Origin of the sequence: Microbispora sp. H10949 (assembly GCF_014161435.1) — a bacterium.
Taxonomy (GTDB): Bacteria; Actinomycetota; Actinomycetes; order Streptosporangiales; family Streptosporangiaceae; genus Microbispora; species Microbispora triticiradicis.
Genome location: NZ_JABBWZ010000004.1, coordinates 91,449 through 113,000, shown reverse-complemented (window position 1 = coordinate 113,000; position 21,552 = coordinate 91,449). Strand labels below are relative to the sequence as shown.

14 protein-coding genes, 1 tRNA gene, 1 pseudogene and 2 CRISPR repeat arrays (1 of these 18 cut by a window edge) are annotated in these 21,552 nt (G+C 68.4%); of the genes and pseudogenes, 14 read left to right on the top strand and 2 right to left on the bottom strand.

Annotation, left to right across the window (positions count from 1 at the left end):
• Window positions 1-34 precede the first annotated feature (34 nt).
• On the bottom strand, window positions 35-1,393 hold the full coding sequence (locus HHX40_RS10960; protein WP_182880470.1) for a helix-turn-helix domain-containing protein: 1,359 nt from the start codon (window positions 1,391-1,393) through the stop codon (window positions 35-37).
• Window positions 1,394-1,487: 94 nt separating this feature from the next.
• Window positions 1,488-1,694, bottom strand: a complete 207-nt coding sequence (locus tag HHX40_RS10955; protein ID WP_182880469.1) for a hypothetical protein — start codon at window positions 1,692-1,694, stop codon at window positions 1,488-1,490.
• Window positions 1,695-2,004: 310 nt separating this feature from the next.
• Here HHX40_RS10955 and HHX40_RS10950 point away from each other — a divergent pair.
• The 14 genes and pseudogenes from HHX40_RS10950 to cas2e all read left to right on the top strand — a co-directional run.
• Window positions 2,005-2,262: pseudogene (locus HHX40_RS10950) on the top strand (heavy metal translocating P-type ATPase); the annotation flags it as partial.
• Between the two features lie 254 nt (window positions 2,263-2,516).
• Window positions 2,517-3,215: a CRISPR direct-repeat array (repeat unit 28 nt; unit sequence GGAGCATCCCCGCGGGCGCGGGGCCGAC).
• Window positions 3,216-3,450: 235 nt separating this feature from the next.
• Window positions 3,451-4,131, top strand: coding sequence for a hypothetical protein (locus HHX40_RS10945; protein WP_182880468.1), 681 nt, complete (start codon window positions 3,451-3,453; stop codon window positions 4,129-4,131).
• A complete protein-coding gene (locus HHX40_RS10940; RefSeq protein ID WP_182880467.1) occupies window positions 4,124-6,214 on the top strand; it encodes an ATP-binding protein in 2,091 nt (696 codons plus the stop codon). The genes HHX40_RS10945 and HHX40_RS10940 overlap by 8 nt, the downstream gene beginning before the upstream one ends.
• 59 nt (window positions 6,215-6,273) lie before the next feature.
• On the top strand, window positions 6,274-8,307 hold the full coding sequence (locus HHX40_RS10935) for a hypothetical protein (RefSeq protein ID WP_182880466.1): 2,034 nt from the start codon (window positions 6,274-6,276) through the stop codon (window positions 8,305-8,307).
• 314 nt (window positions 8,308-8,621) lie between these two features.
• Window positions 8,622-8,693, top strand: a tRNA-Leu gene (locus tag HHX40_RS10930).
• A gap of 1,693 nt (window positions 8,694-10,386) precedes the next feature.
• A complete protein-coding gene (gene cas3 / locus HHX40_RS10925; protein ID WP_220499005.1) occupies window positions 10,387-13,227 on the top strand; it encodes a CRISPR-associated helicase Cas3' in 2,841 nt (946 codons plus the stop codon).
• 301 nt (window positions 13,228-13,528) lie between these two features.
• The gene (locus tag HHX40_RS38160) at window positions 13,529-13,996 is read left to right on the top strand and encodes a transposase (protein ID WP_182880465.1); all 468 of its coding nucleotides are present in this window, start codon (window positions 13,529-13,531) and stop codon (window positions 13,994-13,996) included.
• Window positions 13,997-14,203: 207 nt separating this feature from the next.
• Window positions 14,204-15,880 (top strand): type I-E CRISPR-associated protein Cse1/CasA, encoded by a 1,677-nt coding sequence (casA, locus tag HHX40_RS10915; RefSeq protein WP_182880464.1) that lies wholly within the window; start codon window positions 14,204-14,206, stop codon window positions 15,878-15,880.
• A 7-nt stretch (window positions 15,881-15,887) separates the two neighbouring features.
• Complete coding sequence (gene casB, locus HHX40_RS10910; protein WP_259403477.1) at window positions 15,888-16,481, top strand: type I-E CRISPR-associated protein Cse2/CasB; 594 nt, start codon at window positions 15,888-15,890, stop codon at window positions 16,479-16,481.
• A 36-nt stretch (window positions 16,482-16,517) separates the two neighbouring features.
• A complete protein-coding gene (gene cas7e, locus HHX40_RS10905) occupies window positions 16,518-17,642 on the top strand; it encodes a type I-E CRISPR-associated protein Cas7/Cse4/CasC (RefSeq protein ID WP_182880462.1) in 1,125 nt (374 codons plus the stop codon).
• Entirely contained in the window at window positions 17,627-18,436 is an 810-nt protein-coding gene (gene cas5e, locus HHX40_RS10900; RefSeq protein WP_220499004.1) for a type I-E CRISPR-associated protein Cas5/CasD, read from the top strand. The genes cas7e and cas5e overlap by 16 nt, the downstream gene beginning before the upstream one ends.
• 7 nt (window positions 18,437-18,443) lie before the next feature.
• Complete coding sequence (gene cas6e / locus HHX40_RS10895) at window positions 18,444-19,196, top strand: type I-E CRISPR-associated protein Cas6/Cse3/CasE (RefSeq protein WP_182880461.1); 753 nt, start codon at window positions 18,444-18,446, stop codon at window positions 19,194-19,196.
• 7 nt (window positions 19,197-19,203) lie between these two features.
• Window positions 19,204-20,235: a type I-E CRISPR-associated endonuclease Cas1e gene (gene cas1e / locus HHX40_RS10890; RefSeq protein ID WP_182880460.1), complete on the top strand. Its 1,032-nt coding sequence runs from the start codon at window positions 19,204-19,206 to the stop codon at window positions 20,233-20,235.
• Window positions 20,232-20,540 (top strand): type I-E CRISPR-associated endoribonuclease Cas2e, encoded by a 309-nt coding sequence (gene cas2e / locus HHX40_RS10885; protein WP_182880459.1) that lies wholly within the window; start codon window positions 20,232-20,234, stop codon window positions 20,538-20,540. The genes cas1e and cas2e overlap by 4 nt, the downstream gene beginning before the upstream one ends.
• 18 nt (window positions 20,541-20,558) lie before the next feature.
• A CRISPR array of direct repeats spans window positions 20,559-21,552; the repeat unit is 23 nt; unit sequence CCCCGCGCCCGCGGGGATGCTCC (it continues 1,228 nt past the right edge of the window).

The following is a 21,552-nucleotide window of genomic DNA, read 5'->3' as shown; positions in this document are numbered from 1 at the left end:
AGCACCAGATGCGACGCCGCGATGAATGCCCCCGCTACGATCCAACCGCCGCGTTCGTAACCGCCACCCCTGCCTGCGCCGCCCATACCTGCACGGCTTCTAGGCGTCCACGACTCCAGTAACCCTTTCGGATCTCTCCCTGAGCGGTGAACTGGGCTATCTCGGCCATGGAGAAGACCTGGACGAGCCCAGAGGCGAGGATTCCTGCCGCCGAGACCAGAGGCGGCCCATCGTCCGCAAGGTCATCGAGAGGCGCGGCGACCTCGGCGGGCAGCAGTTCACCAGCGGGCACGATCTGTCCTATCTGTATCCGGTTGCCGTGACGGCTGTGGCCTACACGAACCGGTCTGCTGTGGTCGATGTGATGGAGGTAGGCCCGGACGGTCGCGCCGCCGGCCGCCGCTGTGACGTCACGCGCATGCCGCGCGAGCAGTCGTAAACCGGACAGTATGTCGATGGCGATTGCCTCGTCACTGACCATGTCAGGGTCTTGGCGCTGTAGTTCGCTCTGAGGATGGATGATCGGGGCTTGGGCTGCGAAGACTCCTGCTCCGTCGGTGTGTAGTTCGGCCTGGAAAGAGTTGGCCAGGCGCTCGCTGAGGTCCCAAGTCCCGTCCAGCCGGTAACGACGAGGGCCCACCAGCACGCGGGCCCACTGACTTCCTCCAACGATGAGGGTTGGTGTTTGCAACTGCTCCTCGCGGTAGGCCTGATAGGCCGAGTTGTCGATGGTCAACGCCCCGGGTATGTCGGGCACGAGCGACATGACCAGCCAGATATCTGAGGGGCCACGACGCTGGGCCGCTTCTCGTTCGATCTGCTCCGCCCGTTCCTTCTGCGCGACCGCGGCGGCCCACCTGGCGCGGTACGCGGTCTCGATGTCCGGCTCTGACAGGTAGCCGATGGTGGCGCCGTTGCGGAACGGGTAGCGGTAGCCGTCGTTGATCGCTACACCGATGGGGTAACGAGGACTGCGTGGCACGATGATCAGGTAGCAGCCGAGGCCGGGCCGGGCGGGGTCGGGCACCGGGACGATCTCGTAGGCAGGGAACGGGGCCAATCCTGTGCGAAGGATGTTGAGCATGCGGCTGGTCTCATTCTCGGACAGAGCAACCCCCGGGATATCGGAGGCTACTCCGAGTCCGTCCTGCTTGATCTCGTCGACGCCGAGGACGATGAGACCGCCACGCGTGTTGGCCTGAGCAGCGACGTCACCACAAAGATCGCGCTTGTCTGTGCTGCTGTTGCCGTACAGCGTCTTCTTGAAATCCAGATCTGTGGCTTCGGGGATCTGGCCAGCCTTCAGGCGCTCAACGTGCGCGTACGTGATGGCGTCGGCCTCAAGTTGTGTGCCGAGGATGTCCTCTAAGCGGCGGGAGCGGAAAATCGCCATGGTCCGCCAGCGTAGAGGCGCAGATAGAAGGCGGCAGGTGTTCTAGCCTGCCCGTTCGGTATAGCTAGGCAACCGCTGGCCCTGTGAGCGCATCCTACGACCCGTCCGCTGGAGTCCCGCCGATGCGTCGCGTGCTCTCCCTGGCCGCTCTGGCGGCCGCGCTGAACGCCTGCAGCACCACGCCCAGCCCCAGCCTGGCCGCCGCCGGCACGCCCGCGCCCGCCTCCGTCACGAGCGCCGCGGCGTCGCTGGCGCCGACGGAGTCGGTCGACCCCGCCTGCAGCATCAAGCAGCTCGACATGTACTTCCGCGAGGTCGACGCCTACACCCGACGCGGCGCCTGCCGAGCGCAACAAAGCGCTGGGCGTCTGGGCTGCTCTGGGTGGCATCGGTTCGGCTGCGGGGGTCATCCTGGGCGGTGCGCTGACGGCCGGCCCGGGTTGGGAATGGGTCTTCTTCGTCCAACGTCCCCGTCGGCGTCGCGGTGCTGGTCGCCCTGCCGTTCGCCGTGCCGGCCTCAGCCCAACCCGCTCGGCGGGGCCGGATCGATCTGCCCGGGGCGCTTTGCCCTTGATCGTGCGCAGCGTGCGCCGCGACAGCCGGATCGCGTCGACCTCTCGACCCCCGAGGAGTTCGCCAACGTTGAGGGGCTGGGCGTGCAGGGGATCGTCGGGGGACACGCCGTCCTGGTCGGCCGCCCGGCGCTGCTCGCTGAGTGGTCCCAGTATCTGACTCCCGACCTCGGACGAGCCCTTGAGGAGGCCCAGACGGCGGGTCGTACGGCAGTGGCGGTCGGCTGGGACGGCTCGGCCCGCGCGGTGCTGGTGGTTGCCGACACCGTCAAACCCACCAGTTCAGATGTCCTTGCGGGGGAAGCGGTCCGCGAGACCGGCGTAGCCATCGCCCGGGTCTCCGCACGCAGCCCTCGATGGGGCCGCCTGGTCAAGAACGCCGGTCTCGCGGGCGAATTTCACTTGAGCCCATCGGTGTGCTCCGGCTGAGGGCAGGAGCATCCAGTGGACAGGCAGTCTTGATCTCGTGCAGCTCTCGGCGGGCGTAAGTGAGATCACCTCTGCAGGCGTGGGCCGACGACAGCGACGGTCACTTCCGTACCCGCCGCAGTGGAGTATCCCCGCGGGTGCGGGGCCGACCGGGAGGGTGGCGCGGAGGACCTCGTGGGGGTCGGAGGATCCCCGCGGGCGCGGGGCCGACTCCGAGGACCCGGCGCCCATCTTGGCGCCGTCCGGAGCATCCCCGCGGGTGCGGGGCCGACGACGTCGCGGTGATCCTCCGATGCCCAGCCGAAGGAGCATCCCCGCGGGCGCGGGGCCGACCACTCGGCCACACCAGTGACCGCCTGGTAGCCCGGAGCATCCCCGCGGGCGCGGGGCCGACGCCAGGATCGTGAAGTTCGCCGCGGCCCCGAAGGGAGTATCCTCGCGGGCGCGGGGCCGACCGCGCCGGAAAGCGAAGGCAATCCAAACCGTTGGGAGTATCCCCGCGGGCGCGGGGCCGACCACTCCATCGTCACCGTCCCGGCCACCGACGGAGGAGCATCCCCGCGGGCTGGGGGCCGACTACGAGCACTCCAGCGGGCAGCCGACAATGTGAGGAGCATTCCCGCGGGCGCGGGGCCGACTCACCCGACGTCCTGCACACCCCCGCCTACGTGGGAGCATCCCCGCGGGCGCGGGGCCGACGCCGCCGCGGCGCGGAACTCCGCCACCGACGTCGGAGCATCCCCGCGGGCGCGGGGCCAACAGCTCCTGCAACGCCGACCGCAGGGTCTGCACCGGAGCATTCCCGCGGGTGCGGGGCCGACGCCCTGTCCCCATGTGCCGATCTCGGAGTTGCTCGCGGTTCTCTTCCCTCACCTGGCCTGTCTGCAGATCGACGGTGCCTGCCAGTCGGGGATGTCGGTGCGGACAGTCGGCAGAGCAGGCGGCGGCGTCCTGGCGACCGGCCGCGCGGCGGCCCCGGATCTCCAATGTGTACCTTTCATACCGGGGTCGCTGCAACCGGTTGATCGCCTGCACCGCCGTGGCTACGTTGTGTGAGTGTCTGCGGATTCTGAGGGCGATCGATTTTCTGACGCGATCCGACTGCTGCTGCTCATCGCGGCCGTGGCCGATCCTGTCGGCACTCCGGTTGGGCCTGATGTCCCGGCGAACGCGGTGGCCGTCGTGCACGCGGAGAGCCGTCTGCAGAAACTCGACTTCTGGCTGAGAAACCCCGACTACCTCGCTGATGAGCTGTTGAACGACTACGAGCGCAGCGGCGAGATGATCCTCCTGGACCTGGCGGGTCAGATCCTGGATTCCGACGAGCCCGAAGTCTGCGCGATCCCGATGCTGCGGTATCTGTTCGGAGCGTTCGAGTATCTGGATCGGGCATTGAGCGTGCTGGCCGCCCCGCGCCTAGTGGTCGTCCGGCAGCGCCGCAGCCAGACCCGCGTCATCCAGGACAGTTACTACCTGACCGGCAAGGGCCGCCAAATCGCCGATCAGGCCACCGCCCAATTCCCCGAACTGGCCTGGTACACCGAACGGGCACTGCTGGTGCGCGCCTTAGCCGAGGCGACCGGCCACACGGCGCTCGCGCTGCGCAATCGACAGTACCTGCAGCGTGACTACGCCCAGACGCCGCTGGGAGAGATCATCCCATCGATCGCCGACCGGGCGCGGGAGCGGCTGACCGCGCTGCGCGAAGCGACCTCGCAGGGGGCCGTCCATGAGTGAGGACCTGTCTGTTCCGTCGGAGAGCGAGCTGCACCGGCGCATTACCACCAGGCTAGGCGACGCCGACCTCGAGGAGGTCACTGCGATCCTCGCCGCACATGGCCTCGATCTGACGCCCCCGCTGCCGGCCCGCCGTGAACTGGTGGTGCACCGCCTGTACTGCGAAGGGGTCAAGCGCACCGGGACCGCCGCTAAGGACGGCCCGTTCACCCTGGATATTCCGCTGGGGCCGGGGCCGTGGGTGATCGCCAGCGAGATCAACTCCGCGGGGAAGTCGAGCATCCTGTGGGCGTTGAGCTTCGCTTTGCGCGGCGAGGGTTTTCCGGGGTTCCGGCGGCCCGAGACGGTCGGCTGGTTCCACTACGTACGCGCTGACGTCGAGGTCGGCGGGGTGGCGGGGTCGGTCCGGCTCACCTTCGAACGGCCTGGCCGCCCGCACGCCCGTCTTCTAAGCGCCGACAGTCTGCCTGCTCTGCTGGCCCTTGAGGGCCGCAGTGAGGAGGGGCCCGGTGTGCGTGTGGTGTCGGAGGCCGAACCGCCGGAGGTCGAGGCGCTGATCAGCCGTTTCATGATGGACAGGCTCGGCCTGCGCCCAATCTCGGTGTGGAGGGCTGAACCCGGCGCGCCGAAGGGCGAGGATGGGCAGCGCGACAGTATCGAGGATGTGCATGGCTGGTCGAGCTTCTTCTACGCGCTGGCGCTGAACTCGGCCAACGATACGATCCTTCTGGGGCCCACGACGGTCGGCCAGCTGCCAGTGCGGCTCATGCAACTGTTCCTGGACGTCCCCTACGCGTCAGAGCTGACGCGCCTGGTCACCGCGCGCAAAGCGGAACTGCAGGAGGAGAGCAGGGTTGCGCGACGCGCCGACGAAGACACCCGGGCCCGGGAGCAGAAGGCCGAGCCGCTGCGCGCCGCGCTGGCCGACGCCCAGCAGCGGCTACGCGGCCTGCGAGACGCACAGCCGGACATTTCCGCGTTGCTGCAGGCCGTAGAACGCGCGGCCACCAAGGTCGTCTCCTGCCAGGAAGCTCATCAGATCGCGGCCGACCAACTCGAGGCCGCCCGCAAGAACAGGCTGATCGACCAGCGGGCGGCCCGGCGCGCCCGGCAGAGCAGCGCCGCGCGGCTGCTCCTGGGTGCCCTGGATCCTGAGGCATGCCCGCGCTGCGACCACGACATCGATGACGCCCGCCGGGCCATCGAGGACACGGACCACCGGTGCTCCGTCTGCGCCAACCCGCTGCCGGACAAACCAGACGATCCGGAGGCGGCGCAAGCGGCCCTTACTCGCATCGACAACCGTTTGGCCGCCTCACAGGCCGCCGAGACCCGCTTCAAAGCCGCGGCGGATCAGGCCGCCCGCGTGCTGGAGCGTGCCCGCACAACCTATGCGGAGGCGACCGCGGCCCTGACTGCGGCGCGGTCCGATGAGGCGTTCACCCTGCTGGAACAGACCCAGAATGAGGTGTTCCAGCTGCAGGGCGCGTTGACGCTGGCGGCCGGCGAGACCACCAGGGCGCTTCCCGCGCTGGCCGCGATCTTGTCGGAGCGCGCTCAGCCGGCCCGGTCGGCCGGGCCGCAGCCGCTCACCGACGAGCGGGTCCTGGCCGTAGCCACCGAGGTCGTCAAAGAAGTTGTCGACACCCACAGCCGGGCCCTGTTCACCGAGCTCAACGGTGAGATCCTCGCCATCGCCCAAGCGTTGGGCGTGACCAACCTCGGCAGCGTCAACCTCAACCTGGCCGGCCACCTGAACGCCATCAAGTCCGGCGCAAAGCACCCTTATGCGTCCTTCAGCCCCGTCGACCGGCTCCGGATGAGGATCGCGGCGGTCGTCGGGATGGTCCGGGTCGGACGCCGCCGGGGCATCGCCTCCCATCCCGGGCTCCTGCTCATCGACGCCCCCACCGCCGATGAAGTTGTCCCCGAAACCGCCCATCAGGTCATACAGACTCTTTACGACACTGGCAACGACATTCCCGGCATGCAAATGATCATTACTTCGATCGAAAGCGCCGTCTGGGACATCTTCCCCAGGGACCGTATCGTGACGGGCGTCGACGGCCGCGAACTGTTCTAGGGCTACAACGCCACTAGGCCCGGCGGGGCAGGACGGTAGGGAGGGACAGCATGCATCCCATGGACCAGCGCATCACCATGTGGGCACGCAGCGTCCCGGCCGAGGCCCGCCGCAACGGGCCGACCCTGACCGACCTGGGAGGCAAGGACGAGGTCTTGGCCGCTGCGGCCTACTTCACTAACGGGCCCTTCCTTGACCACCTCGTCCTGGCACTCGCCCACCAGCTGGAGCATGAGCCGGGAGACGAGGCGGAACTCCACGACCTCCTCCTCGCGGGCCTGGCGGCCACGACCCAGCACGCGGCCTTCGCAGGCGCCGTCGACGCCCTCACCCATCGCCCCGCTCTGGCCCGCACCCTGGGCGTCCGGCTGACCAAGATCCTTGTGCGCCGCCTCACCGACGCCCAGGACGCTGGCGACGACCCCGCTGCCGCTCTTATCGGAGCTGAGGCTGCCGACTTCCTCGTCCAGCTGGCGCTGTCACAGACGATTAGTCCCGCCCGGTTGCTGGGCGCCATGGACGAGGTCACCGAGGACCCCGCCGTGCTGCCGGTCGAGTTCGCCGCCCGCCTGCCCCGGCTGCTGGGCGTCTTGGACGCCCACCACCCCGCAGCCGGCCTGTACGAGGCCCTCGAGCGGTGCCTGCCCTTCGACCACCTCTTCCGTGACGCGGCCTTCGAGCTCGCGCTGGCCGATATCCGGACCGCGCTGCAACAGCCGGACTATGCCACGATGGCCGACCGGCTCCGCGACTGTCGGCAGCGGTTTACCGACCTCACCGCGGTCGACCCTGACCGCATCGATGCCCAAATCTACCGGGCCGGCATCGACGGCCTGCTGGGCCTGTCCGCTCCGGACGGCCCGCAGCGGGTCGCCGCCGCGGCAGACACGCTGCGGAAGAACCTGCAGCGGTACCGTTCATGGCGATTGCGCACCACGACACCGTCCTGGGCCAGCGGCCGCCAAGACGACATCACCGCCTGGGCCCAGCTGACAACGCTTCTGGACCAGGCGGCCCGGCATATAGGCCACGACGACCCCTGGTATGGCGACGGGCACGACATTCTCACCGCCTTGCTGGCCGCCTACACAGCCCACCACACCGTGCTCGTCCTTACCGACACCCCGGCCATGCCCGTCGTGGAGACCCTCGTGGCTCCCGTCATCGAGGACACCTTTCTGCAGCAGGAGAACCGCAGACGAACTCTCGAATACGCCCTTACCCACGATGAGGACCTACGCGACGATCCCGCCGCTCAGCGCCTGTACGCCGCCCTGTCCGCCCGGTCGACCGCCCCCAGTGGAAGCGACCCTGCCCTTCCTCCGGCCGACCGGGGAAAAGAACGCCGCTGGCGGCAACTCGCGCGCCAGCTCCCCGATTACTTCCTGATCCTCGCCCACCAGACCCCTGACGATGTCCTGGACAAGCTAGAACTCGCGCTGCGTGACAGCGATGATTTCGCCTCCTCAATCGCCGATGCCAAGTACGTGCGATTGATGAACGGCCTGATCACCCGGCTCCAGACCTCCCCGGACTGGATACCCGGAATTGCCGAGCCGTTCCAGAGCCTGCTGGACGCCACCGTCCGCTACGCCTACCTGTGCTACGACATCGGCCGGAAGATGGGCGGTGGCTACACCGAGTACTTGCGGTTGCGCGACAAAGACGGCAAGAAGCAGAAGGTCGACGAAGCGCTCTTCCACCAGCACTACCGGGAAGTCCTCACCTTCTCCGCGCTGTTCAGGCAGGTGCACTCCGAAGTCATCGACAAAGGCGGCGGCCGCGCTGACATCCTGTTCACCTTCAACACCGCGCAGTTCAACGTCGAGTGCAAGATCGAGGAAGACGACGCGAGTAAAACCGGGCTTCGCGCCTACGTGGCGCAAGCAGCCGAATACCAGAACACCAGCGCCGCGTTTGCCATACTTCTCGCCCTGGACAAGACCGTCGCCGCCGAAGGCGCCATCAACCTGTTCGACAGCATCTGGATCGAAACCGTCCAACGGCCCGGCGAGACCACACCCTGCCACGTCATCATCGTGCGCGTCCCCGGAGGCCGGGACAACCCCAACCTGCTTCGCCCAGGCCCCTGACGGCCAGGCGACGTCGACAGCGCACTGCTGTCTGGCAGCCCGTACAGTTACACCGCGTTGGGCGATCACAGGCCACCGTGCGGGACGTCACCGCTGAGCTTCGGCCAGGCTTTGGCTTTCCTGGGATCAAGGTTCAGTGGCTTGGGCGGGACGATAGCCGACTTCGGTTCTCGCCGTACAGGGGTTGGGCGATCGGCTGCCGCAGCCTCCTTCGTCGGGCCTTGCCATCGGGGGCCAGGGGTGAAGTGACAGCAACGTCCCCATACGGGAGCATTTTTCGCCAGCCGTCCACACTCCTCTGACCGCGTTCGCTGGTATCCCAGCAGGGGTGTTGTTCCGGCCTGAGAAGCGGAAGGTCGGCAGTTCGACCCTGCCCCTGACTACCACCCTTGAACAGCCCAAACGCCCCGAGTCGATCACGGCCGGGGCGTTTTTGTTTGGCTTTGATGACAACAGGGATAGTTGAGGTGCTGGAGCGGGGCCGCGAGGATTGAGCAGTGGGCCGCACCGACAACACGATGCCGCCACGTGTCCAGGAGCAAGACGGCCGCCGCGCCAGCGCGTCCGCCTGATGCTCCTACGAGGTGCGGAACCGGAGCCGATAAGGCACCACCACAGCGAGAAGTGGCTCTGTTGATGACCAGCAAAAGAAGCGCCCCGACAAACCAGAGCGCTTCTCGGTTACAGACGAGATCAGCCCAGAGCCTCGCCTAGCTTGCTGAGTGCCTTGTGTTTGTCGTCGAGGGAAGCATGGGCGTAGATGGTCATGGTGACCTGATTGTCGGAGCGTCCGAGGATCTCCCGCAGGACGGTGTGGGATCAGCGCGGCCAATGCGGCGAGGCGGCTGGAGGCCACGATCACGGTCGTCGATCCCGAGGAGTTCCTTGACTAGGTTGACCCCTTCGGCGAGGAGAGCATGGCCCTCGTGGGTCTCACTGACGTGCCCGGCGGCAGCCTGGGGGATACACGCCGCAGACGCCCGGTGCCACTTGGGCAGGAGCATCCCCGCGGGCGTGGGGCCGACCGGGCGAGTGGCCGTTGATTCCGTTCGTGCCGGGGAGTAACCCGCGGGCGCGGGGCCGACATCTACAACGCCACCATCGACCGCACCCTGGCGGGAGTATCCCCGCAGGCGCGGGGCCGATCCCTTCAGGTCCGTGGCGTTCGGCTGCCACCAGGGAGCATCCCCGCGGGCGTCGCGGGGCCGACCGTACCAAGGATTTGGTTCTCCGGAGAGATGGTGGAGCATCCCCGCGGGCGCGGGGCCGACTGCGACGATCCCGAGGGGGTCATAGCGGTTTGAGGAGCATCCCCGCGGGCGCGGGGCCGACAGCCAGCTCGTGCACAGGGACTACGAGCAGGAGGGAGCATCCCCGCGGGCGGGGCCGACTACAACGGCGTCCTGTGGGGTCCCGGCACCGCGGGAGCATCTCCGCGGGCGCGGGGCCGACCCCAGTGTCAGCGTGCTGAGCAAGCCGAGGTATGGAGCATCCCCGCGGGCGCGGGGCCGACTCCTGCCACAAACCAAACGGGGTGCCCGACTCCGGAGCATCCCTGCGGGCGCGGGGCCGACCTCATCTCCGACGTGTCGCCCGCGGGTGAGGTGGGAGCATCCCCGCGGGCGCGGGGCCGACGCGCCGGATCGAGCGGCGACAGTGTGAAGCGTGGGAGCGTCCCCGCGGGTGCAGGGCCGACGGTGCTGCAACCGGTGTGTGGAACCGCTTCCTCGGAGCATCCCCGCGGGCGCGGGGCCGACGGCGCGGCCGGGGGCTGGTCGAGCCGCTTGTAGGGAGCATCCCCGCGGGTGCGGGGCGACACCAGCGACACGACGTGGCAGGCCTACAACTGTGGAGCATCCCCGCGGGTGCGGGGCCAACTACAGCGCCCATTGCACGGCGATCCTGAGGCGCGGAGCATCCCCGCGGGCGCGGGGCCGACACTTGCTGACCTGGAGGTTTCCGGCTGAGAACGTCGTTTCTCATTCACTTCGATTCAACGCCGTTCGTATCTCACCGGACCCTATCTGACGGTCGTCTGTTCCTGTCGGTGGCGACTTCTAATGTTCTGACCAGCCGGTGATGAAGGAGGAGATGGTGGGCGAGTACGAGTTTGAGTTCGCGGACCCGGACGTGATGCGTCAGTTAGGTGTTTTGTGGGGTAAATCGGCCGCGAGGGCGGCGGGCCGTATGAATCTGCTGATGTGTCATCTTCTCGACACGGCTGCGGTCGCCGAGCAGATCTGGGATCACTACCTCGCTCCATCGACGAAGGCGTGGCTGGAGGACGCGGCGGGAGGTCCTGGGTGTGGGCGCCGGTTCTTCGGCTGGATCTGCGGCGTTCATGACTGCGGGAAGGCGACCCCCGCCTTCCAGCAGATGGACGAGGCCGGGGCGCGGGCTGTTCGGGAGACCGGGCTGACCTGGGTGTCCACGGGCCGGCAGCGTTGGCGTCATGATCGGGCTGGCGGGAAACTCATCCGGGATGTGTTGCATGCGTCCGGGTGGGCCGAGGACCACATCTCATGGGTATGGCCGTTAATCGCCGGGCACCACGGCAAATTTCCTTCTGTAGGACAGTTGCGCGAACCATCCCTCGCGCGGGGCCACCTTCATGGCAAGGGGCCCGAATGGCGCCGGGTGCAGTCGGCGGTGGTCGAGGTCTTCACTCGCCAGATGGGCTTCGAGGGGCTGAAAGAGGTTCAGCCCTTACGGGTGCCCAGCCGCGCGGATCAGCTGCACCTAAGTGGCCTGGTGGTGATGGCTGACTGGATCGCCAGCGACGAACGCTACTTCCCGGGGATCGATCATCTCCGCGACGTCGGCCTGAGCGTGTCACGCGATCGCGCTGTCAAGGCGTGGGAGGAGTTGGGGTTGCGGGGTGGCTGGAGCACGCTCGCAGTTCCCGGCAACGAGGCGTTCCACGACCGTTTTGGCCATGGGCCCCGCTCCTCACAGTTGATGGTGATGGACGCCGCCCGGCGCATGGGCGGCCCGGGTCTTGTGATCGTCGAGGCGCCGATGGGGGAGGGAAAGACCAAGACAGCTTTGCTGGCGGCGGAGATCCTGGCCGCGCGGTTCGGGGCGGATGGGGTGTTCGTCGGCATGCCGACCCAGGCGACCAGCGACCCGATCTTCTCACAGGTACGCGAGTGGGCGGGCAAGGTCGCGCCGGGCCTGGAGTCGCAGGTGGCGCTGCTGCATGGCAAACGCCGTTTCAACCGGGAATGGCAGGAGCTGCTAGAGCAGGCCGGTGACAGACCCGACGACATCTACGGAACGGTCGACGAGGACGCCATGTACGGGATGTCGCCGTTCGACACCGGTGAGGTCCCTGAGCGGAGGGCACCCGCGGAATGGTTCCTGGGGAGCAAACGAGGGCTGCTGACCCCGCTGGTTGTGGGAACGATCGATCAGCTGCTGTTCGCCGCGACCCGCACCAAGCACGTGATGCTGCGGATGGCCGGCCTCGCCGGCAAAGTCGTGATCCTCGATGAGGTGCACGCCGCCGACGTGTACATGGCCCAGTTCCTGCTGGAAGGGCTGCGCTGGCTGGGGCAAGCCCGCGTGCCGGTCGTCCTGCTCTCGGCGACCCTGCCACCCGCCCAACGGCGCGCCCTGGTCGACGCCTACCTCGCCGGCGCCGCCTCGCGCGAGGACCCCCCGGCACTCGACCTGCCTTCGCCTACCGGGTACCCAAGCGTGACCGCGGCCTGGGCGGAGGAATCAGGTCCTCAGCGGCTCGTCGACCACTGCGCGTCCTGGCGGGAGGACCTTTCTGTACGGGTCGAGGTGCTCCCCGAGCCCTCCCCAGCCGCCTCCGCTCCTGCTGCTGGCATCAATGCGGTCGTCACGCTCCTCGCCGACCGTCTGCACGCCGGCGGCTGCGCCCTGGTGATCCGCAACACCGTCGACCGTGCCCAGGAGACCTACCAGGCGCTACGTACCGCGTTCGGGGATGACGTTCTGCTCTTGCACGGACGGTTGCACGCCGCTCATCGGGCAGACCGTACGGAGACCGCTCTGGCCCGGCTCGGGCCATCACAAGAGTCCCGCCCGCGGACGATTCTGGTCGCGACGCAGTTGGCCGAGCAGTCCTTCGACGTCGATGCCGACATCCTGGTCACTGATCTGGCTCCGATCGACCTGCTTTTGCAGCGGATCGGCCGGCTCCACCGCCACAGCGGCGTCCCACGCCCGGCAGCGGTGCAAGAACCCTGCGTCGTGATCACAGGATTCCGGGACTCCGGCTTGGACGCTCCGTGGATCCTCTCAGCCAGCGAGGCGATCTATGACCGCTACCTGCTGCTTCGGACCGCCGCGCTCATCTGCGGGGCCGACACGTCGTCGTGGAACATCCCCGGCCAGGTCCCCGCTCTGGTCGCGGACGTCTACGGCAACACGCCGCTCGTGCCGGACGCGTGGGCCGAGGCCGAACGTGCGGCGTACGCCGAGTGGGACGCAGATCAGCAGGCCCGCGCCGACAGCGCGCAGAGGTTCCTGCTGACGCGCTTCAAGGAACACGAGAACACGACCCTGGAGGGCCTGCACTACGCCGAGACCAAGGGTGCCGATGAAGTGGTTCAGGCGATCGTCCGCGACGGCGACCCCACCATCGAAGTCGTCATCGTCCACGAGGACGTCAATGGCTTCACCACCTGGACGGGACGGCGCCTGGGCGTCAGCGGGGAGGTGCCGGTCGATCTGCTTGATGAGGTTCTGGGCGGTACGGTTCGCCTGCCCGCCAAGCTCGCGGCTGTGGCCGAGAACGAGCTCCAGCCGTTGGACGGCTGGCGCGATCACCCGTGGCTGCGCCACAGCCGCGCCCTCAAGCTCGACACCCAAGGGCAGGCCAGCCTCGACCGCTGGGTCATCAGTTACGACATTCGCCTAGGGCTGGTCACCACCAGGTGCCTGCAGTGACGTACCCGTCGTCAGCTGTAGGAGTGCAGCCGCTCGTGAGGTCAGTGGCTGATTGATTCGCGAATAATTCGCCCATACAAGATGGTGCGACTGGTGATCCCCGCTACTGCGGGGCCGACAGCGTACGGCGCGTCAATCGTGGGAACATCCCCGCCTTAGCGAGGCCGCCGCGCATCCAAGTCCCGTATCACACTACCGCCAGCCATCCAAGTCCGCCACACGACAGCGCTGTTGAAGCGAGCGAGGCGAATCTATCGATTCGCTGCGGACGGAGTGTCCGGACTCGCTAAAATTCCACGACATGAGCGAAGAAGAGCCAAACAGGTTGTCTGCTTTAGGTGCGACTATCGTGTTCATCGGTAGTCGCACCGACCTCTGGCAGGCAACAGAGAAGGGCTCCTTCGGTAGCGGACCTGGCCCTTCGCGTTCTAGTGGCCGCCGGTACCCGTCCGAAATCAAAGATCGGGCCGTCCGCATGGTCCGAGAGCGCTGTGAGACTTCCTCGTCTGTTCACCAGGCGACCGTCCTCGTGGCACGTCAGCTCGGGATTCCTCCTGGAACGCTTCGGAACTGGGTCCGTGATGCCGGGATTAGATCTTTCCCGTCGACGAGGCCTATGAGTGACGATGCGCACCGTATTGTCGAACTGGAGCGAGAGGTGCGGGATTTACGCAGGGCCAACCAAATCTTTGCGGCAGCGTCGGCCTCTGTCGTAAGCCAGCTCGAAGCGGCACGAGTCGCTGCCGACACTACTCAGGCTGAGAACTAAGGCCAGGTAGGAGGATCTTCGATCCTGAGTGCTCTGGGCGAGTAGATCAAGTACAAGCCGCGAATCCGGCACTGTTTCGTCTATTGAGCACCGAACTGTGCGATTTTGGACAGGCACTTTACCGCTGTCGCGGAAAATGTCGGTGGCTACCTCTACGCTCACCGCTAACTTTTCTTGCTACGCCACATCCCCGAAGGCAGGCCATAGATGGATCGGTTCGACCTGGTACACGACGGCTGGTTGCCGCTGCGGCGGCAGGACGGCGCTGTGGTCGAGGCGGGGATCGAGCGTGCCCTGATCGAGGCGGACACGTTCGCCGAGCTGGTGGTCGAGCTTCCGACGCAGGTGCCCGCGCTGCTGCGGCAGGTGTTGTTGCCGGTCGTCGCGGACGCCGTGGGTTTGCCGGCCGATCGGGCGGAGTGGCGCAGACGCTTTGAGGCGGCGGCGTTCACCGAGGACGAGCGTGACCGGATCCGGGCGTATCTGGCGGAGCACGGTGAGCGGTTCCAGGCTTTCGGTGACACCCCGTTTGCTCAGGTCGGCGCGCTGGAGGCGGTGAGCGGGGAGACCAAGGGCGCCGGTTTGCTGGTGGCGACGGAGTCCACCGGCAACAACGTGCCGCTGTTCGGGGCGCGGACGGAGGCCGAGCCGCCCGCCTTGACGCCGGCGGAGGCGGTGCGGTGGCTGGTGCACGCGCACTGCTGGGACACCGCGGCGATCAAGACCGGCGCCAAGGGCGACAGCAAGGTCAAGGCCGGCAAGACGACGGGGAACCCCACCGGTCCGCTGGGCCAGCTCGGCGTGCTCCTCCCCACCGGCCGCACCCTGTATGAGACGTTGCTGCTGAACCTGCCGATTGGGCCGAAGTCGCTGCTCGGTTCCCCGCACTGGCGGCGTCCCCCGGCGGGCGCGGTCTGGTCCGCCGCCGGGCACCCGGACGGACTGCTGGAGCTGTGGACGTGGCAGTCGCGCCGGATCCGGCTCGTCCCGGAGGACACGCCGCAGGGTGTGCGGGTCAGGCGAGTCATCGTGGCGGCGGGGGACCGCATGCGGGAGCTTCCGGAGTGGGAGCCGCACACGGCCTGGAAGTACGACAAGCCGGCGGCGAAGGCCGAGGCGGCCGATCGCAAACCGCGTCGGTACGTGCCCGGCAAGGCGATCTGGCGTGGCCTGGAGGCGCTGCTGTCCGTCCACCTTAGTGACCTGGACAGCGGGTCGGTGGAGACGAGCAGCCTGCTGAGGCAGGCCGCCGATCTGCGGGCGGTTGGAGCGCTCCAGGAGGACTACCCGTTGCGGGTCGAGGCGTTCGGGATCATGTACGGCACCCAGTCAGCCGTCATCGAGGATGTCTACCACGATCGGATCCCGTTGCCGGTGGCCGCGCTGCAGGCCGACGCCGAGCTGTACGGCGCGCTGGTGGAGATGACCAGCCAGGCGGAGCGGCTTTCCCGGGCGGTCAACCACCTGTCGGCGGATCTGCGGCGGGCTGCGGGGCTGGACCCGATCCCCTGGGACAAGGGGCAGCGTCCCGGGGAGCAGTTGCTTCACCGCCTGGATCCCGTGGTGCGCCGTGTCCTTGGACACGTGGGCGGGCTCGATGACGAGCGACTGGAAGCGGTGCTGCTGGCCTGGGAACAGGCCGCCTTCCGGGTCACCCGTCAGATCGCCGATGACGTGTTCGCCGCGGTGCCGGAGTCGGTGTTCGCCCCGCGCCGCAGCAGCGGCGATCAGGAAGCGTCAGCTGTCAAGGCCGGGCTCGGCCATGTCGAGGGCAACCTGCGACGTGACCTGGCGGTCATCTTGCCGCGCGCCGCCGAGCAGCGGCGTGCCGCCGGAGCAGTCCCCTCAAAAACCCTTCCCCTTATTCAGGCTGTTGGAGCGTGATATCGCGATGGCGACCCCGTACTGGAACCGTGCAGCCGCGGACGGGACCTGGCTGACTGACACGCGAAATCGGCGGCCGCTCGGCCCGCCGCCGGGGGAGGACCTGGCCGCAATGCGGGCCGGTCTTGGCCGGGGCTTCGGCGAGGTGCCGAAGCTGTGGCCGTACTACACGGTGGAGATCAACGATGAGCTGGCGCGTCGCGGCCAGGCATCGGTCGAGCAGAAGGCCGAGCACGCCGCGCTCGCCCTGTATGGGCTGCACCAGCAGTCCAAGAGCATCTCGATGCACCGCCCGAACGTACGGCTCGGCACGGCCCTGGCGCGGCTGCGCGCCAGCGGCAGGTTCAGCGAAAAGGCGATCGACGATCGGGTGGAGGCCGCGGCCACGACCACTACCCCCGACGCGCTGCTGATCCGGCTACGCGGGCTGGTCGACCTGCTCCGCGTCGTCAACCAGCCGCTCGACTACAGCGAGTTGATGCGGCTGATCCGCGACTGGCACTACGACGACGGCCGCCGAGCCGCCCGCCGCGCCTGGGCCCTGGACTACCAGCTGTGGAAGCAGACCGCGTCGCAGGACGAGCCCATAGTGGCGTCCTGACCCTCCCCATAAAGACCGGAATGATCGGAGACAACGATGTCTAAGCGCCAGTATGTCGACTTCCACATCATCCAGACGGTTCCCCCCGCGAACCTGAACCGGGATGACCAGGGCAACCCGAAAGAGGCGCAGTTCGGCGGTGCTCGCCGTGCCCGGGTGTCGTCTCAGGCGTGGAAGCGTGCCACCCGTCGGGCCTTTGACGACAAGCTGCCCAAGGCCGACCACAGCACCCGCACCAAGCGCATCGCCGGGCAGCTGGCCGAGCGCGTCGAATCTCGTACCGGTGTCGAGGCTGAGGCGGCGGCGCGGATCGCCGGTGCCCTGCTGGAACCGCTGGGCATCAAGGCCGGCAAGAAAGCCGGTGACACCGCCTATCTGCTGTTCTTCGGCTACCGGCAGCTGGACGACATCGTCGACCTGATCGCCGACCAGGCCAAGACCCTCGCGGACCTGGACGACGAGCAGCTGAAGACGGCAACAAAGGACCTGCCGGTGGCCGACCGGCTCAAGAGCGGTCACCCGATGAGTGTGGCGTTGTTCGGGAGGATGGTCGCCGACATCCCCTCCTTGAACGTGGACGCCGCCACCCAGGTCGCCCACGCCATCTCCACCCACCCGGTGGAACTCGAATCCGACTACTACACCGCCGTTGACGACGAGAACGAGGCCGACGAGTCCGGCGCTGGAATGATCGGAAACGTCGGATTCAACGCCGCCACCCTGTACCGGTACGCCACGGTCGGCGTTCACCAGCTCGCCGGCAACCTCGGCAGTGTGGACGCTGCGATCGAGACGGTCAGCCGGTTCGCCGAGGCGTTCGCGCTATCGATGCCGACCGGGCACATCAACTCCTTCGCCCACCGCACCCGCCCCAGCCTGGTCGCGGTCGTGGTCCGCGACGACCAGCCGGTCAACCTCGTGTCCGCCTTCGAACGGCCCATCCGCGACACTGACGGGATCGCCTTCACCTCCGCCGCCCGCCTGGCGCGGGAGTACCAGCGCTCCACCCAGCAGTGGGGCGACACGCCCGCGCATGTCGCGGTCTCCCACGCCTTCGACAACGACGGCCCCCTCACCGCGGCGTTCGGCCCCAACCAAAGCTTCAGCCAGCTGCTGTCCGGTCTGAACCAAGCCCTGACCACGTCGTGGAAGACGAACTGATGCCCAGCCCCGAGCAGGCCGTTTTGCTGCTGCGGCTGGCCGGGCCGCTGCAGTCCTGGGGCGACCAGAGCGCCTTCAACCGGCGCGACACCCGGCCCCAACCGACCAAGTCCGGCGTCATCGGGCTGCTCGCCGCCGCCGCGGGTCACCCCCGTCATGAACCCCTCGGCGACCTGCTCGGCCTGACCATGGGCGTGCGGGTCGACCAGGAGGGCACGCTGCTGCGGGACTATCACACCGTCAGCGACTACCAGGGCCGTCCGCTGCCCCAGGCCGGGGTGTCGGCCAAAGGCGTGCAGAGGCCGACCTCACCCGCCAAGTACACCCACATCACCCAACGCTTCTACCTCCAGGACGCGGTGTTCGTCGCCGCCGTCGCCGGCCCCCGACCGCTGATGGAGTCTCTGGCCGAGGCCGTGACCCGTCCCGCGTTCCCGCTGGCGCTGGGCCGGCGCTCCTGCGTCCCCTCCCAGCCCATCCTGCTCGGCGTCACCAGCGAGCCGATCCCGGACGCGCTGACCAGCCAGCCGTGGCAGGCCGGCAACCCCGCCCGCACCGCCTGGGAACGGCGGCACGGGCGGCTGGCGTCCATCGACCGGATGGTCACCGTCGAAGCCGTCGACGGTGACCAGATCCTCAACGACGAGCCGGTGTCATTCGACCCGCACGACCGCCGCTACGCCACACGCCGCGTCACCCACCTGTGGCGTTCCATCCCCACCGGGTTCGACAACCCGGTCCCACCGGCTGATGACTCCTCCGCCCATGATCCGTTCGCCCTGCTGGGCTGGTGACCATCCGATGACCTACCTGTCCCGCGTCAGAATCAACCCGCTGCGCGCCCAAAGCCGCGCCATGCTGGCCAGCCCCCGCGTCATGCACGCCTACGTCTGCGCCGGAATCCCCGGCACCCCCGACAGCGAACGGATCTTGTGGCGGCTGGACGTCGACAACCCGCACCGGCCTCAGCTGTTCGTCCTCACCCAGTCCAAACCCGACTGGACCCACATCGTCGAGGCCGCCGGCTGGCCTGAGGCCGACGACGAACACGTCGCCATCGGCGACTACACCCCCCTGCTCGCCCGCGTCGCCCCGGGCCGCGAATTCGCCTTCCGGCTCACCGCCAGCCCCGTCCAGAACACCAACCGCCCCGAAAAACCCACCCCCGCCCAGGCCGCGCGGATCGCCGCCGGAGACAACCGCTCGTTCCGGCTCGCCCACCGCACCGCGAGCGCCCAACTCGACTGGCTGCTGAACCGCACCACCCGGAACGGCTTCGAGATCCCCTCGGCCCGTACCGGCCCCGCCATCGCCGACCTCGCCGACGACAAGGCCCTACCCGCACCGGATGTGCGGCTCATCGCCCGCGACCGGCGCGAGTTCAGCAAGGGCGACCGGGGCAAGCGCATCACCCTGCACACCGCCACCTTCGAAGGCCGCCTCCGCGTCACCGACAGCGCTCTGCTCACCAGCGCACTGCTGCAGGGCATCGGCCCGTCCAAGGCCTACGGGTGCGGGCTGCTCACCCTCGCCCCCCTGCCTAGCGGCCAGTGAGGGGCCGATGGCGGACATCTGGTGGAAAGCCCACCCCCATGACCTGCATCGCGTCTCCGACCGCGTCTCCAGCGTCTACGTCGAACGCAGCCACATCGACCGGGACGAGAACGCCGTGGTCATCATCAACAAGCGCGAGACGGTCCGTGTCCCCGCCGCGATGGTCGCGGTCATGCTGATGGGACCCGGAACCCGCGTCACCCACGGCGCGATCAACCTGCTCGCCGACTCCGGCACCACCGTGTGCTGGGTCGGCGAGCAAGGCGTCCGCATGTACGCCGCCGGCCTCGGCCCCGCACGAGGCGCCGCCCTCCTGCAGCGCCAAGCCTGGCTCGTCACCCGCAGCAAGGAACGCCTCAACGTCGCCCGCGCCATGTACGCGATGCGCTTTCCCGGCGAGGATGTCTCCACCGCCACCATGCAGCAGCTCCGCGGCCGTGAAGGAGCACGCATCCGCAGGCTCTACCAGGCACACTCCCAACGCACCGGCGTCGCCTGGAACCGCCGCGAATACCGCGCCGGCGACGCTCACGCCGCCGGCGACGACCTCAACCGGCTCCTGTCGGCCGCCAACGCCGCCCTCTACGGCATCTGCCACGCCGTCATCGTCGGCATCGGTGCCAGCCCCGGCCTCGGCTTCGTCCACACCGGATCCGCCATCTCCTTCGTCTTGGACATCGCCGACCTCTACAAAGCCGACTACACCATTCCTCTGGCCTTCGACCTGGCCGTCAAAGGCCTCACCGAGGAACGCGACGCCCGCATCGGCCTTCGCGACCCCATCGCCCAGACCCGCCTCCTGGAACGTATCGTCACCGACATCAAAAACCTCCTCGCCCCCGGAGAATCAGACGTACTGGATGAGGACGTGAATCAGCTCTGGGACGAAAAACACGGCGCCGTATCGGGCGGCATCAACTGGGCCGATGAATCCGACCTGGCCATCAACCTCGGCCTGGACCTCGTGCAGCCGAGCATGGGTGAGGACCACATCGCCGTCATCGGCCCCGAATTCGACAGCCCCGGCCCCACATCATGACCGTCGTCGTCCTCATCGCCGCTCCCGAAGGGCTACGCGGTCACCTGACCCGCTGGATGGTCGAAGTCAACGCCGGAGTCTTCGTCGGCAACCCCAGCCGCCGAATCCGCGACCGGTTATGGGATCTGCTCGCCGCCCGCATCGGAGACGGCCAAGCCATCCTCGTCGAACCCGCCGCCAACGAACAAGGCTGGGCCGTCCGCACCGCAGGCAAAGACCGCTGGCACCCCACCGACTTCGACGGCCTCATCCTCTCAGCCCGCCGCCGAATCCAACCGAATGAAAACCGCCCCCACACCCGATAAACCAGCAGCTCGGCAAGTGTCGCCCCCGCGCCCGCGGGGATGCTCCTGACCATGACTGACTATCTCCGTGGGGAGGGCTGTCGCCCCCGCGCCCGCGGGGATGCTCCCTGCGCCCCGACCGTCGTGATTCGGGCCAGGCCGTCGCCCCCGCGCCCGCGGGGATGCTCCGTGGTCGGGTCTGGTCACCGGGCACCGTCCTTGGTCGCCCCCGCGCCCGCGGGGATGCTCCGCGCTGTGCCGTGGCCTTGATCAGGCGGCAGATGTCGCCCCCGCGCCCGCGGGGATGCTCCGGGCAGCGCCACAGCGGCGCCGGGCACGTCGAGGTCGCCCCCGCGCCCGCGGGGATGCTCCCTCTAGGTAGCCGGTCTGGTGCGCTGACGATGGGTCGCCCCCGCGCCCGCGGGGATGCTCCCCGGCGATGGACGCGATGAACGCCAGAAGCGCCGTCGCCCCCGCGCCCGCGGGGATGCTCCCGGGTTCGTGGTGCCGTAGTCGAGCGACAGGACGTCGCCCCCGCGCCCGCGGGGATGCTCCGCCGTGGCGGCGGCTCGTGCAGCGCGCCGCCGAGTCGCCCCCGCGCCCGCGGGGATGCTCCGCATCACGGGCCGCCGAAGCCTACGGAAAAGATGTCGCCCCCGCGCCCGCGGGGATGCTCCGTACTCGGCCAGCGCCTCCTCAGCCCTACGAATGTCGCCCCCGCGCCCGCGGGGATGCTCCTCGACGACGTACTCGGCGAAGGTGAGACGGGACGTCGCCCCCGCGCCCGCGGGGATGCTCCAACTTTACGAGAGTGTTGCCGCTGTAGTACGTCGTCGCCCCCGCGCCCGCGGGGATGCTCCCTGGGCGTCGGCCATCGGGACAGGCATGACCCGGTCGCCCCCGCGCCCGCGGGGATGCTCCGGAAGGAGCACGACCCGTGACCTCCATGATGGCGTCGCCCCCGCGCCCGCGGGGATGCTCCCCCGTGGCGGCGGCCGTGCATCAGCGCCTCGGCGTCGCCCCCGCGCCCGCG

Excerpts from the sequence above, each read along its gene's own strand:
- cas3 (WP_220499005.1), top strand. The coding sequence starts at position 10,387 with ATGAAGGAGGAGATGGTGGGCGAGTACGAGTTTGAGTTCGCGGACCCG.
- casA (WP_182880464.1), top strand. The coding sequence starts at position 14,204 with ATGGATCGGTTCGACCTGGTACACGACGGCTGGTTGCCGCTGCGGCGG.
- casB (WP_259403477.1), top strand. The coding sequence starts at position 15,888 with ATGGCGACCCCGTACTGGAACCGTGCAGCCGCGGACGGGACCTGGCTG.
- cas1e (WP_182880460.1), top strand. The coding sequence starts at position 19,204 with ATGGCGGACATCTGGTGGAAAGCCCACCCCCATGACCTGCATCGCGTC.
- HHX40_RS10935 (WP_182880466.1), top strand. The coding sequence starts at position 6,274 with ATGGACCAGCGCATCACCATGTGGGCACGCAGCGTCCCGGCCGAGGCC.
- cas2e (WP_182880459.1), top strand. The coding sequence starts at position 20,232 with ATGACCGTCGTCGTCCTCATCGCCGCTCCCGAAGGGCTACGCGGTCAC.
- HHX40_RS10960 (WP_182880470.1), bottom strand. The coding sequence starts at position 1,393 with ATGGCGATTTTCCGCTCCCGCCGCTTAGAGGACATCCTCGGCACACAA.
- cas7e (WP_182880462.1), top strand. The coding sequence starts at position 16,518 with ATGTCTAAGCGCCAGTATGTCGACTTCCACATCATCCAGACGGTTCCC.
- cas6e (WP_182880461.1), top strand. The coding sequence starts at position 18,444 with ATGACCTACCTGTCCCGCGTCAGAATCAACCCGCTGCGCGCCCAAAGC.
- HHX40_RS10940 (WP_182880467.1), top strand. The coding sequence starts at position 4,124 with ATGAGTGAGGACCTGTCTGTTCCGTCGGAGAGCGAGCTGCACCGGCGC.
- HHX40_RS10955 (WP_182880469.1), bottom strand. The coding sequence starts at position 1,694 with ATGTCGAGCTGCTTGATGCTGCAGGCGGGGTCGACCGACTCCGTCGGC.
- HHX40_RS38160 (WP_182880465.1), top strand. The coding sequence starts at position 13,529 with ATGAGCGAAGAAGAGCCAAACAGGTTGTCTGCTTTAGGTGCGACTATC.